The organism is Aequorivita echinoideorum (genome assembly GCF_018476645.1).
Classification (GTDB): Bacteria; Bacteroidota; Bacteroidia; order Flavobacteriales; family Flavobacteriaceae; genus Aequorivita; species Aequorivita echinoideorum.
This window is the reverse complement of the sequence record NZ_JAHCTB010000001.1, coordinates 12,937-26,294: the sequence shown is the minus strand read 5'-3', so window position 1 is coordinate 26,294 and position 13,358 is coordinate 12,937. Positions and strand designations below refer to the sequence as shown.

The window sequence follows — 13,358 nt, the reverse complement described above, 5'->3', positions numbered from 1 at the left end:
ATCAAATAATATCAACTGAAGGCCTACAGAAACTAAAGGATAAGAATAAGACCTTAATTTAGTTTTCCTTCGTAATTAAAACCAAAATGGCAAGATATACTGGTCCAAAAACTAAAATCGCCCGAAAGTTCGGGGAAGCTATCTTCGGAGACGATAAGTCTTTCGAAAAACGAAATTACCCTCCGGGGCAACACGGCAACGCACGTCGTCGTGGTAAAAAATCTGAATACGCTATCCAGCTTGCTGAGAAGCAAAAAGCGAAATATACCTACGGTATTTTGGAGCGCCAGTTTAGAAATATGTTTAAAAAAGCTACCGCTGCTCCTGGAATCACAGGTCAGGTGTTGCTTCAAATCGCGGAGTCACGTTTGGATAACGTAGTGTACCGTATGGGGATTTCCCCCAGCCGTGCCGGTGCGAGACAATTGGTGTCCCACCGTCATATTACCGTTAATGGTGAAAAAGTAAATATTCCATCTTACCAGTTAAAGCCTGGTGATGTAGTGGCCGTAAGAGAGAAATCAAAATCTCTTGAGGCAATCAACAATTCGCTTTCAAACTCAAATAATGTTTACGAGTGGATCACTTGGAATGCTGAAAAGAAAGAAGGTACTTTCGTTGCAGTTCCAGAGCGTATCCAAATTCCGGAAAACATCAACGAGCAGTTCATCGTCGAATTATATTCTAAATAATAAATAATCCATTGGTATTTGGCCAAAGGGTTTATAGTATTCTTCAAACTTTTAAACCGCGCAACCAAATGACAATTAAAACGAAGAAAAAAAATGGCAGTATTTAGTTTTCAAAAGCCTGACAAGGTTATAATGGTAAACTCTACCGATTTCGAGGGGAAGTTCGAATTTCGTCCCTTGGAACCAGGTTACGGGCTTACCGTGGGTAATGCGTTAAGACGCGTACTTCTTTCCTCTTTGGAAGGATTCGCCATCACCTCGGTTCGCATCGAAGGAGTCGATCACGAATTTTCTACCATCGCTGGAGTAGTGGAAGATGTTACCGAAATTATTTTGAACCTGAAACAGGTTCGTTTCAAAAGACAGATTGATGAGATAGACAACGAGACCGTCACTATTTCAGTTTCTGGAAACGAGCAATTGAAAGCGGGTGATTTTCAAAAATTCATTTCAGGTTTCCAAGTTTTGAATCCAGAATTGATTCTTTGTAATATGGATCCAAAAGTGAACCTTAATTTTGAAATTACTATTGAAAAGGGTCGCGGTTATGTTCCTGCTGAAGAAAACAAAAAAGCAAATGCGCCTCTGGGAACAATCTTTACAGATTCTATCTACACACCAATCAAAAACGTGAAGTACAGTATTGAAAACTTCCGTGTAGAGCAAAAAACCGATTACGAAAAATTGGTTTTCGAAATTGTAACAGATGGATCAATCCACCCAAAAGATGCATTGACGGAAGCTGCTAAAACATTGATTCACCACTTTATGCTGTTCAGCGATGAGCGCATAACTTTGGAGGCAGATGAAATTGCACAAACTGAAACATACGACGAGGAATCGCTTCATATGCGTCAATTGCTTAAAACTAAATTAGTGGATATGGACCTTTCGGTTCGTGCGCTAAATTGTTTGAAAGCTGCCGAAGTTGATACTTTGGGAGACCTTGTTTCCTTTAACAAAAATGACTTGATGAAATTCCGCAACTTCGGTAAAAAATCGCTTACAGAGCTTGAAGAGCTTGTAAATGTGAAAGGCCTTAACTTCGGGATGGATCTTGCAAAATATAAATTAGATAAAGACTAACATAGACGTGAGATTTGAGATATGAGATTTTAGATTTATTCTGTTGTCTCATATCTCAAATCTCAAATCTATAAAAATTTAACCCATCATAATTTGCTCTCCGATGAACGGATCTTGTAGCAAGATGATGATAACAAAAACGTCATGAGACACGGAAAAAAAATAAATCACTTAGGTAGAAAAACTGCCCATCGACACTCTATGTTGGCAAACATGGCTTGTTCACTTGTTGAGCACAAACGCATCAACACAACTGTTGCAAAGGCGAAAGCGTTGAAGCAATTTGTAGAGCCATTGGTAACAAAGTCTAAGGAAGACACTACACACAACCGTCGTTTGGTTTTCGCAAAATTGCGTCAAAAAGAAGCAGTCGCTGAACTTTTCAGAACTGTTGCGCCAAAAGTTGGTGACCGTCCGGGAGGTTATACCCGTATTATTAAATTGGGTAATCGTTTAGGTGATAACGCTGATATGGCAATGATAGAGCTTGTAGATTTCAACGAGCTTTACAATGCTGGTAAAGCAACTAAGAAGAAATCCACACGTAGAAGCCGTCGCGGTGGAAATGCAGGAACTGAAGCCGCTGCTGCACCTGCTGCAAAAGCCGCTCCAGCAAAAGCTGATAAAGAAGCTAAAAAGGAAGAGGAATAAATGATTTCCAGTTCATCAAATAACAAAGGGATAAGCGTTTTCGTTTATCCCTTTTTTTATACTATTTTTGCAAAGATTTTTAAGAAAGGTTCAGTTTTAAACCTGAAACCTGCAACTTGAAATTTGAAAAACTTCAATAATGAAATACCAAACAAGAAAAAAAGCATTCATATTACTTGCCGACGGAGCCATTTTTCATGGAAAAGCTATAGGGAACAAAGAAGGCTCTGCATTTGGGGAAGTCTGTTTCAATACGGGTATGACCGGCTACCAAGAAATTTTTACGGATCCTTCCTATTATGGACAGATTATGGTGGCTACCAATGCCCACATTGGAAATTACGGAACCAATAAGGATGAAAATGAATCAGACAGCATAAAAATTGCAGGTTTGGTAGTTCGCAATTTCAGTTATAATTATTCAAGGCCCGCAGCAGACAGTTCATTGCTGGAATTTCTGGATAGAAATAATCTACTGGCCATTAGTGATGTTGATACGCGTGCTCTGGTAAGCTACATCCGTGATAATGGTGCTATGAATGCTGTAATTTCCACGGAAGTTGATAAAATTGAAGACCTTAAAAAACAATTGGCTGAAGTTCCAAATATGGATGGTCTGGAGCTTGCTTCAAAAGTTTCTACGAAAGAGGCTTATTTTTTTGGAGATGAAAATGCAAAATATAAAATCTCAGCTTTGGATGTTGGTATCAAAAAGAATATCCTTCGCAGATTGGCCGAAAGGGATTGCTACATAAAGGTTTTTCCGTATACATCTTCGTTTGAAGAAATGGAGCAATTTAATCCGGATGGTTATTTCTTGTCTAATGGACCGGGCGATCCCGAACCGTTGAGCAATGCTATTTCAGTGACTAAAAAAATTATCGAGAATAATCGTCCCTTTTTTGGAATTTGTTTGGGGCATCAAGTATTGGCTTTGGCAAATGGTATCTCGACCTATAAAATGCACCACGGCCACCGCGGGATAAATCACCCCATTATAAATTTAGTAACTGGCGAAGGCGAAATTACGAGTCAAAATCACGGGTTTGCGATCAATAGGGAGTCGGCAGAGGCCAATAATAATATTGAAATTACCCATTTGCACTTAAATGATCAAACCGCCTCTGGAATTCGTGTTAAGGGAAAACCTGTTTTCTCAGTACAATACCATCCGGAAGCAAGCCCAGGGCCGCACGACGCTTCGTATCTTTTTGATCAATTTATCGAGAATATTGAAAAACATACATTGCAAACTTCATAAATTCTTTAAGACCTCAAAAGCTTCAAAACTTTTGGGGTTTTTCAATAATATTATATCATTCTAATAGAAAATTATCCCATGAGTATTATAATTCAAATTACTGCCAGACAAATATTTGATTCCAGAGGGAATCCCACTGTTGAAGTTGATGTAGTTACGGAAAATGGCTATCTGGGACGTGCCGCTGTTCCATCCGGCGCTTCTACTGGCGAGCACGAGGCAGTTGAGCTTCGCGATGGTGGAAAGGATTTTATGGGCAAAGGTGTTCTAAAAGCGGTTGAAAATGTAAATGGCAAAATCGCTGGAACCCTATTGGGAATTTCCGTTTTTGAGCAGGAACTCATCGACAAAACGATGATCGATCTTGACGGTAGCAAAAACAAATCAAAACTGGGCGCGAATGCCATTTTGGGTGTTTCCCTTGCGGTTGCTAAGGCTGCGGCGAATGAGCTTGGTATGCCCTTGTATCGCTACGTGGGTGGGGTAAGTGCCAAAACTTTGCCCGTACCTATGATGAATATCATCAACGGTGGTTCACATAGCGATGCGCCCATTGCATTTCAAGAATTTATGGTAATGCCCGTTAAAGCTAAAAACTTTACGCATGCGATGCAAATGGGGTCAGAAATATTCCATAATCTTAAAAAAGTTCTTCACGATAGAGGTTTAAGCACTGCCGTTGGTGATGAAGGCGGATTTGCGCCCACTCTGGATGGAACCGAAGATGCCCTGGAAACTATTGCAAAGGCTACGAAAAAAGCGGGTTATAAACTTGGCGATGATGTTATGATTGCACTGGATTGCGCTTCCGCAGAATTTTATGTGAAGAAAAAATATGATTACACAAAGTTTGAAGGGGAAAAAGGGAAAGTTCGCTCATCTAAAGAACAGGCGGATTATCTGGCGGAATTATGCGAGAAATATCCAATCATTTCCATAGAAGATGGGATGGATGAGAACGATTGGGAAGGTTGGAAATATTTAACCGAAAAAATAGGGCATAAAGTTCAACTGGTGGGGGATGATTTATTTGTTACCAATGTAGAAAGACTTTCAAAAGGTATTTCTGAAAAAATTGCCAATTCCATTCTTATAAAAGTAAATCAAATTGGAACATTAACCGAGACAATTGCCGCCGTAAATATGGCGCATAATGCGGGCTATACTTCGGTAATGAGCCACAGGAGTGGGGAAACCGAGGATAATACCATCGCAGACTTGGCCGTGGCGCTTAATTGCGGACAGATTAAAACGGGCTCCGCCTCAAGAAGTGACCGTATGGCAAAATACAATCAACTATTGCGAATTGAAGAACAACTGGGTGATGTTGCTTACTTCCCACAGAGGAAGGCATTCAAAATTTAAGATGATTTCACTTACTTATAAACCCTTGCTTTCGGCAGGGTTTTTTTATGGAATTTGGAGTTGTCTATTAAGGATAATTTAACCTAACATACATCACGCAATTACCAAGAAAATTGACCTATTTTTTGTAAATTAGCAATTCTGAATTAATAAAAAATAAACAATATTTATGGCAAAGATAGCAACCCTCGAGATAGATGGTAAAAAATATGAATTTCCCATCGTGGAAGGTACAGAAAATGAATTAGGAATAGATATAAAGAGCTTGCGAAGCAGCACAAAAGGTGTTGTAACGCTCGATCCCGGATACAAAAACACAGGTGCCTGCGAAAGTGCCATCACATTTCTGGATGGCGAAAAGGGAATTTTAAGATACAGAGGCTATTCCATTGAGGAACTTGCCGAGAAAGCTACTTTTTTAGAAGTATGCTATCTTCTCATTTTTGGGGAATTGCCCACCCAACAACAACTAAACAAATTTCACACAGATATTAAAGGACAGTCACACGTAGATGAGGACGTAAAAAGAATACTTGACGGCTTCCCAAAATCTGCACACCCTATGGGCGTTCTTTCTTCGTTGACATCAGCGTTGGTGGCATTCAACCCTTCTTCAGTAAATGTTGATAGTGAGGAGGATATGTATAAAGCTATCGTAAAAATATTGGGTAAATTCCCGGTACTTACTGCCTGGACCTACAGAAAACGCCTGGGCTTGCCATTGGATTATGGAGATGATAATCTTGGGTATGTGGACAATTTCGTCAAGATGATGTTCAAAAAACCGAGCGGGGAATACAATTCCAAACAAACGGTTGTAGATGCGCTGGATAAACTTTTAATTCTTCACGCAGACCACGAGCAGAACTGCTCCACCTCCACGGTGCGCATTGTTGGGTCTTCGCATGCTGGTCTTTTCGTTTCACTTTCGGCTGGTATTGCTGCACTTTGGGGGCCACTGCACGGTGGTGCAAACCAAGCGGTAATCGAAATGCTGGAAGCGATTAAGGAAGATGGAGGCGATACCAAAAAATTTATGGCAAAAGCCAAGGATAAGGATGACCCATTCCGATTGATGGGCTTTGGGCATAGAGTTTACAAGAATTTTGACCCACGTGCGAAAATTATTAAAAAAGCGGCAGATGATGTTCTGGAGAGTATGGGTATTGAAGACCAAGTGCTGGATATTGCTAAGGGTCTTGAAAAAGAAGCCCTTGAGGACAGCTATTTTGTTGATAGAAAATTATACCCTAACGTAGATTTCTATTCAGGGATAATCTACAGGTCATTGGGCATTCCCGTTGAAATGTTTACGCCTATGTTCGCACTGGGACGTTTGCCGGGCTGGATTGCACAGTGGAGGGAAATGCGCCTTAAAAAGGAACCCATCGGCAGGCCAAGACAGATTTACGTAGGAGAGAATCTTCGCTCTTACGTTCCAATGGAAGAACGATAGACATTTCATTTTAACATATAGAAAAAGCACTTCGTTTCGAGGTGCTTTTTTATATTTGCCTTATGATCCAGTTGAACATTAATGACGAAATTTCACCCCTCAAGGCAGTAGTATTGGGAAGGGCAGATAGCAATGGGCCCGTTCCGTTGCTCGAGAATGCCTACGATCCCAAATCGGCAGAACACATTAAAGCAGGTACGTACCCAAAAGATGAGGATATGGTGCGCGAAATGGAAGCCGTGGCGGCCGTTTTCAAAAAGTATGGCGTAACGGTTTATCGCCCAGAGCCCATCCTAGACTATAACCAAATTTTTACCCGGGATATTGCCTTTGTAATTGAAGATAAATTCATAATAGCAAACATACTCGAGGACCGCAGCAAGGAGATTGATGCCATGCACGCCGTGCTGGAGCAAATAGATCCTTCAAAAATAGTTGAGTTCCCGGAACACGCACATATTGAGGGAGGCGATGTAATGCCGTGGGGAGATTACATTTTTGTAGGCACTTATTATGGCGAGGATTATCCCAGCTTCATCACCGCGCGTACCAATATGAATGCGGTACGGCATCTTCAGAAATTATTTCCGCATAAAAAGGTGAAATCCTTCAGCCTTAAAAAAAGCAACACCGTGGCCGATGAAAACGCACTGCACCTGGATTGCTGCTTCCAGCCGCTGGGCAAGGGCAAGGCTATCATCCACGAAGAAGGTTTCTTGATTAAAGAGGAATATGAATGGCTGGTAAATTTCTTTGGAAAGGAAAACTGCTTCCACATCACCAAACGGGAGATGTATGATATGAACAGCAATGTATTTTCCCTTTCGCCTGAGGTGGTCATTTCAGAAAAAAACTTTACGCGCCTCAACACATGGCTACGCGAACAAGGTTTTACGGTGGAGGAAGTGCCTTACGCCGAAATCTCTAAACAGGAAGGACTGTTGCGCTGTACTACCATGCCGCTGGTGAGGGAATAGTTGCTGGTTATCTGTGCGTTCTTGATAATGCGTGCACGCCCTTATTTAACATAAAAATCCGCCCGTTTTTCACAAAATTTTAGTAAACTTGGCGTATCAAAATTTTAACAGTTTGAAGAAGTATTTCCCTCTTGGCATTTTGGTGCTGTTTTTAGCCACAATTTCTCCCGTAACGGCGCAACAAAAAATAACTTTAGAAGAAATCTGGGGCGGTGCCTTCCGCACGCAAGGGCTGGACGAGCTGCGTTCGCTCAACAGCGGAAAGGAATATTCCGTGCTTACTTATGATAGGCAGAAAAGGCAGTCCACCATAGATGTGTATGATTACAAGAGCGGCAATCTGGCACGCACCCTGCTCAACAGCAGTGACCTGAAGGGGGTAGATTATATCATTTCCTATGAATTCAATAAGGACGAATCCAAGATTCTCTTCGCTACCCAACTGCAACAGATTTACCGTCGCTCCTCGCTGGGTACATATTATGTATATGATGTGGCTTCAAAGCAATTCAGCCTTGTGTCCACAAACCAAATCCAAGAGCCAACATTCAGTAATGACGGAAGCAAAATAGCATACGGTTTTGAAAACAATCTTTATGTGAAGGATTTAAACTCTGGCGAAACAAAGCAAATTACCACAGATGGTAAAAAAAACAGCACCATCAACGGAATCACGGATTGGGTCTATGAAGAAGAATTCGCATTTGTGCGCGCCTTTGAGTGGAGCACCAATGGCGATAGGCTCGCATACATTAAGTTTGACGAGACCGAAGTACCGCAGTTCAATATGGATTTGTATGGTTCAGAATTGTACCCTTCTGCAGATACCTTCAAATATCCAAAAGCGGGCGAGAACAATTCAAAAGTGTCGCTACACGTCTACGAACTTACCAGTGGAAAGACCACGCAGGTAGACCTTTCGAAATTCAATAGTTATTACATTCCGCGTTTGCTTTGGACCAAGGATAACAACGTGCTTAGCGTACAGCTTACAAATAGACATCAAAATATTATTGATTTGGTATTTGTGGACGTGGCAAAGAACACGGCAAATGTGGTATTGGAAGAAAAGGATGACGCCTATGTGGATGTTACCGATAATCTTACTTTCTTGAATAATAATTCCTTTTTCTGGACCAGTGAGCGCGATGGATGGAACCACATTTATCAATACGATAAGGATGGAAAGCTGATGAACCAAGTAACCAAAGGGCCTTGGGAGGTGACCCACTTTTATGGTTTTGACCAGAATACCGGCCGGGTTTATTACCAAAGCACAGAAAACGGAAGCATCAACAGGGATGTGTATTCCATACTGCCCTCCGGAAAAAACAAAGCGAGATTGACACAAAAAACGGGAACTAATGATGCCGACTTTAGTGCGGATTATACCTATTTCATCAATACGTTCTCAAATGCCGAAACGCCTTATGTTTTCACTTTAAATGAAGCCAAGACAGGCAAGCAGCTTCGCGAAATAAAAAACAACAATGCCCTTAAGAACAGATTGGCTTCCTATGAAATTTCCCCGAAGGAATTTTCAACCATAAAAATCAATGGTGAAGATTTGAATATGTATGTGATAAAGCCGAAGGATTTTGATGCTTCAAAACAATATCCGCTTTTTATGTACCAATATTCGGGACCCGGTTCGCAGAATGTATCAAATAGTTGGATGGGCACCAATGATTTTTGGCATCAAATGCTAGCCGAACAGGGCTACATAATTGCATGCGTTGACGGAAGGGGAACGGGATTCAAAGGGCGCGATTTCAAAAAAATGACCCAAAGGGAACTGGGCAAATATGAAGTGGAGGACCAGATAGCTGCCGCTAAAAAGCTAGGCAGCGAGCCATACATAGACGCAACACGTATGGGTATCTGGGGCTGGAGTTATGGCGGCTTTATGTCTTCAAACTGTCTGTTTCAAGGCGCAGATACTTTCTCGATGGCAATATCGGTAGCGCCAGTTACCAGCTGGAGATTCTACGATAGTATATATACCGAAAGATATATGGAGACGCCTCAGGAAAATGCTTCGGGGTATGACAATAACTCTCCCCTTTCCCACGTGGATAAATTGAAGGGTAAATTTCTATTGGTTCACGGAAGCGCAGATGATAATGTGCACGTGCAGAACAGTATGCGCTTGATTGAGGCCTTGGTACAGGCCAACAAGCAATTTGATTGGGCTATTTACCCAGATAAAAATCACGGCATTTATGGCGGCAACACGCGTTTGCACCTATACACCAAGATGACCGACTTCATCAAGAAAAATCTTTAACAGAAATTAACCAATTAACTAAATTATATGCAAGAAGCAGTTCAATATCGCAATCAAAAGGAATTGTTCGGTCATCCCGTAGGCCTTTATATTTTGTTCTTCACCGAAATGTGGGAGCGATTTTCCTATTATGGGATGCGGGCTATTCTGGTACTTTACCTTGTAGCGGAAGCAACCAGCGGAAATCCTGGTCTAGGTTGGACAAATGCCGAAGCCCTATCGCTGTACGGAACATACACAATGCTTGTTTACGTAGCTTCCATTCCCGGCGGCTGGATTGCAGATAAATTTTTGGGTCAGAAACAATCTGTTTTGGTAGGAGGTATTTTACTTGTAGCAGGGCACGGAATACTTTCCATTGAAGAAATGTGGGCTTTCTATTCAGGATTGGGACTTATTATCGCTGGTGTGGGAATGTTGAAACCCAATATATCAACCATGGTTGGTGGTCTTTACAAACCAGGCGATATAAGAAGGGATAAAGGATTTACCATTTTTTATATAGGAATTAATATAGGTGCATTCCTTTCCAGCTTAATCGTTGGTTATGTAGGCGAAGTATACGGCTGGCATTATGGATTTGGGTTGGCTGCTATTGGAATGTTATTGGGCTTGATTCAATACTTGGTTGGTCAGAAACATTTGAAATATGTTGGGAACAACACGAATAAATCCATAGATCCAGAAGAAAAAGCGGCAATGAAAAGACCATTATCAAAAGTTGAAAAAGATAGGGTAGTGGTTCTGTTTGTTTCCTTCATTCTTGTTATTGTATTCTGGGGTGCGTTTGAGCAGGCTGGCGGTTTGATGAATATTTACGCTTCAGAAAAAACGGATAGAATGCTTATGGGATTTGAGGTTCCCGCCTCTTGGTTTCAGTCTTTGAATGCAATGTTCATTATCATATTCGGAACTGTAGTAGCTGCATATTGGGCAAAACGAAAGTTAAAGGGAAAAATATCCACTTCGCTTTTTAAAATGTGTATCGGTTTAATAATCATGGGTACGGGTTTCTTCTTTATGACTGCCGCCGCCGCGCAGTTTAACAGTGAAGGAGCTTCCGCAATGTACTGGTTGGTGCTGGCTTACCTGTTCCATACCATCGGTGAGCTTTGCTTATCGCCTGTGGCGCTTTCATATATTACGAAATTGGCACCTCTTAAATACGCATCCTTAATGATGGGTGTATATTTTGCAATGACGGGTTTTGGAAATAAGGTTGCGGGCTTGCTCGGCGAGTCTGCTTCAGATTTAGGTGAATATACAGTATTTACCGGTATTGCAATATTCTGTGTGGTTTTTGGTCTTTTGGTTTTGTTGATAAGAAAGAAATTGGAAAATCTTACCCACGGCGCCGAAGACAACGAGCGTGAAATCTCTGGGGATAATGAGGGGTTTGAAATTGCCGATCCTAAGATAAACGAAGCTCAATAATATTTCCATCTATTTCAATTATTAAAAATTACAGATGAATACAGATATAGAAAATCTATTTAAGGACAAAGTTTTAGGGCATCCGGGAGGACTCTTCGTACTCTTTTTTACTGAAATGTGGGAGCGTTTCTCATTTTATGGGATGCGTGTTCTTTTGATTAATTTCCTTACCATGGCTGCCATTGGCTACAATCCCGGTTGGGAGTGGTCTGCTGAAAATGCTGGGGCACTGTTTGGGACGTATGCCATGCTTCTTTACATTACCCCAATCATAGGAGGGGTAATTGCAGATAAATTTACCGGCTACCGTTGGGCCGTGGTAATAGGGGCGTTCATAATGACGCTTGGCCACGCCGCCATGGCTATTGAAACCGAGTTTTCGCTATACTTGGGTCTCGCGCTTCTAGTAATTGGTACAGGATTCTTCAAACCCAATATTACTTCCATTATTTCTGAAATGTACAAAGGCAACGAACAAAAAAAGGATGGAGCTTTCACCCTATTTTATATGGGAGTAAATGCAGGTGCCTTTTTTGGGATGATGCTTTGCGGGTATTTGGCTGAAAGAATTGGGTGGTCTTGGGGCTTTGGTCTTGCGGGCATTTTCATGTTATTGGGTACGCTGCAGTTTTGGTTGGCGAAGCCTTTGTTTGGAAAGATTGGCGGAACACCCAACGAGCAGGATAAAGTTGAGGTAAAAGTGAACCAAACAAAAGAAGAGGAAGAAGTAAACAAACTGAATCCGTTTACGCAACTGGATAAAATTTTGATCATTATCTGTTCCCTTGTGGGATTGGGATATGCACTCAACGATCCGCTTTCAAAAATTGCGGGAATCGATATGTTTTCAGTATTGCAAATGGGCAGTATGGAAGGGCAGTACGTTGCCATACTCATAGCGCTGTTTTTGTTCTTGATTCTGGTTATAGGGCGAATTGTAAGATACGCGCCCATCATTCGTGATAGAATGATTGCCTTTGTGGTATTTGCATTTTTTACCGTTTTCTTCTGGATGAGTTTTGAGCAAGGTGCTACTTCACTTATCATTTTTGCAAGGGATAATGTGAATAGGGTATTAAGTGGAAATCAAGCCGTGATATTCAATATTGTAAATGTGTTGCTTACTGTAATCCCGCTCGGTATTATTTCATACGTTCTTTATTTACTTTGGAAAAAAACGTTCTATAAAATTCCCGGTTCAAACATTGTTTTGGTAGTATGTTTTGCTTTGATGTGGGGAATTGTAGGCTGGATGCTCAATAGGGATATGAACACTACCGCGTACGATGTTTCCTATAGAGCTATTGAAAAATCGGTTACCAATGACGAAGGCGAAACAACAGTGAGCTATATTCCCATTTCTGAAAATTATTTGGTTACCGATACAGATGTCGTGGTTGAAAGAACTACCAAAATAACGGAGCCATACGATTTAAAGGTAGGAGACGAGATTTTTATGATAAGCAAGGATAATGAAGGGAGTAGTTATGGTTATTTGGACGAGGAACGTTTGACTACGGCTAGAAATAATTCTGCAATATCAGAAAGGGATAATGGAGTTGTGCCCGCCACAATTTCTGAAATAAAGAGCGATGAAGTGGAGATCACCGTTTCGTGGTTCAGTATCCTCAACTCTTTCTTTATTATTGCCTTTGCTTCCTTCTTCTCAAAATGGTGGGAAAGTAAATACAATCCTTCAGCCGCTGTAAAATATGGTCTTGGATTAATAATCATGGCAATTGGTTTTGGTCTTTTGGCGTGGGGCTCCTACGGAATTCAGGATGGCGTGAAGGTGAGCATGATTTGGTTGATTTTGGCCTATATGTTCCATACCCTTGGGGAGCTTTGCCTCTCACCGGTGGGACTCTCGTACGTTTCAAAATTGGTACCGGCGCGTATGATTGCGTTTATGTTCGGTATGTGGTATCTTGCCATTGCTATTGGAAATAAGTTGGCTGCAGTACTTGGTGGACAAATTGAAAATATTACGGCCAAGTATGATCTTTCAACATTTTTCCTGATATTTACCATAGTGCCAGTGGTGGCTGGGGTTTTAATTATGCTATTGAACCCAATGTTGAAAAAGTTGATGCACGGCATCCGATAACTAAACTTTTTTAGGCAGGAAGCAATACTAACTGTGGAATGC

General features: G+C 41.2%; 10 protein-coding genes. All 10 read left to right on the top strand.

The annotated features are described in order from the left end of the window. Positions 1 to 86 precede the first annotated feature (86 nt). The gene (gene rpsD / locus KIV10_RS00110) at positions 87 to 692 is read left to right on the top strand and encodes a 30S ribosomal protein S4 (RefSeq protein ID WP_214111458.1); all 606 of its coding nucleotides are present in this window, start codon (positions 87 to 89) and stop codon (positions 690 to 692) included. Between the two features lie 93 nt (positions 693 to 785). Then, positions 786 to 1,778 carry a DNA-directed RNA polymerase subunit alpha gene (locus KIV10_RS00105; RefSeq protein ID WP_214111457.1) on the top strand — a complete coding sequence of 331 codons (993 nt, stop codon included), beginning with the start codon at positions 786 to 788 and terminating at the stop codon, positions 1,776 to 1,778. A gap of 144 nt (positions 1,779 to 1,922) precedes the next feature. Continuing rightward, complete coding sequence (gene rplQ, locus KIV10_RS00100; protein WP_214111456.1) at positions 1,923 to 2,429, top strand: 50S ribosomal protein L17; 507 nt, start codon at positions 1,923 to 1,925, stop codon at positions 2,427 to 2,429. A gap of 139 nt (positions 2,430 to 2,568) precedes the next feature. Continuing rightward, positions 2,569 to 3,690: a glutamine-hydrolyzing carbamoyl-phosphate synthase small subunit gene (gene carA, locus KIV10_RS00095; protein WP_214111455.1), complete on the top strand. Its 1,122-nt coding sequence runs from the start codon at positions 2,569 to 2,571 to the stop codon at positions 3,688 to 3,690. Positions 3,691 to 3,768: 78 nt separating this feature from the next. Continuing rightward, positions 3,769 to 5,055, top strand: a complete 1,287-nt coding sequence (eno, locus tag KIV10_RS00090; RefSeq protein ID WP_214111454.1) for a phosphopyruvate hydratase — start codon at positions 3,769 to 3,771, stop codon at positions 5,053 to 5,055. Between the two features lie 169 nt (positions 5,056 to 5,224). Beyond that, complete coding sequence (locus tag KIV10_RS00085; RefSeq protein ID WP_214111453.1) at positions 5,225 to 6,511, top strand: citrate synthase; 1,287 nt, start codon at positions 5,225 to 5,227, stop codon at positions 6,509 to 6,511. 62 nt (positions 6,512 to 6,573) lie between these two features. After that, entirely contained in the window at positions 6,574 to 7,488 is a 915-nt protein-coding gene (locus KIV10_RS00080) for a dimethylarginine dimethylaminohydrolase family protein (protein ID WP_214111452.1), read from the top strand. 112 nt (positions 7,489 to 7,600) lie between these two features. After that, positions 7,601 to 9,775, top strand: a complete 2,175-nt coding sequence (locus KIV10_RS00075) for a S9 family peptidase (RefSeq protein ID WP_214111451.1) — start codon at positions 7,601 to 7,603, stop codon at positions 9,773 to 9,775. A gap of 27 nt (positions 9,776 to 9,802) precedes the next feature. Continuing rightward, positions 9,803 to 11,209, top strand: coding sequence for a peptide MFS transporter (locus KIV10_RS00070; protein WP_214111450.1), 1,407 nt, complete (start codon positions 9,803 to 9,805; stop codon positions 11,207 to 11,209). 34 nt (positions 11,210 to 11,243) lie between these two features. Next, positions 11,244 to 13,316, top strand: coding sequence for a peptide MFS transporter (locus KIV10_RS00065; RefSeq protein ID WP_214111449.1), 2,073 nt, complete (start codon positions 11,244 to 11,246; stop codon positions 13,314 to 13,316). The last annotated feature ends 42 nt before the right edge of the window (positions 13,317 to 13,358 follow it).

Coding starts and splice junctions, on each gene's coding strand:
- KIV10_RS00080 (WP_214111452.1), top strand. CDS start 6,574: ATGATCCAGTTGAACATTAATGACGAAATTTCACCCCTCAAGGCAGTA.
- KIV10_RS00070 (WP_214111450.1), top strand. CDS start 9,803: ATGCAAGAAGCAGTTCAATATCGCAATCAAAAGGAATTGTTCGGTCAT.
- KIV10_RS00105 (WP_214111457.1), top strand. CDS start 786: ATGGCAGTATTTAGTTTTCAAAAGCCTGACAAGGTTATAATGGTAAAC.
- carA (WP_214111455.1), top strand. CDS start 2,569: ATGAAATACCAAACAAGAAAAAAAGCATTCATATTACTTGCCGACGGA.
- rpsD (WP_214111458.1), top strand. CDS start 87: ATGGCAAGATATACTGGTCCAAAAACTAAAATCGCCCGAAAGTTCGGG.
- KIV10_RS00085 (WP_214111453.1), top strand. CDS start 5,225: ATGGCAAAGATAGCAACCCTCGAGATAGATGGTAAAAAATATGAATTT.
- KIV10_RS00065 (WP_214111449.1), top strand. CDS start 11,244: ATGAATACAGATATAGAAAATCTATTTAAGGACAAAGTTTTAGGGCAT.
- rplQ (WP_214111456.1), top strand. CDS start 1,923: ATGAGACACGGAAAAAAAATAAATCACTTAGGTAGAAAAACTGCCCAT.
- eno (WP_214111454.1), top strand. CDS start 3,769: ATGAGTATTATAATTCAAATTACTGCCAGACAAATATTTGATTCCAGA.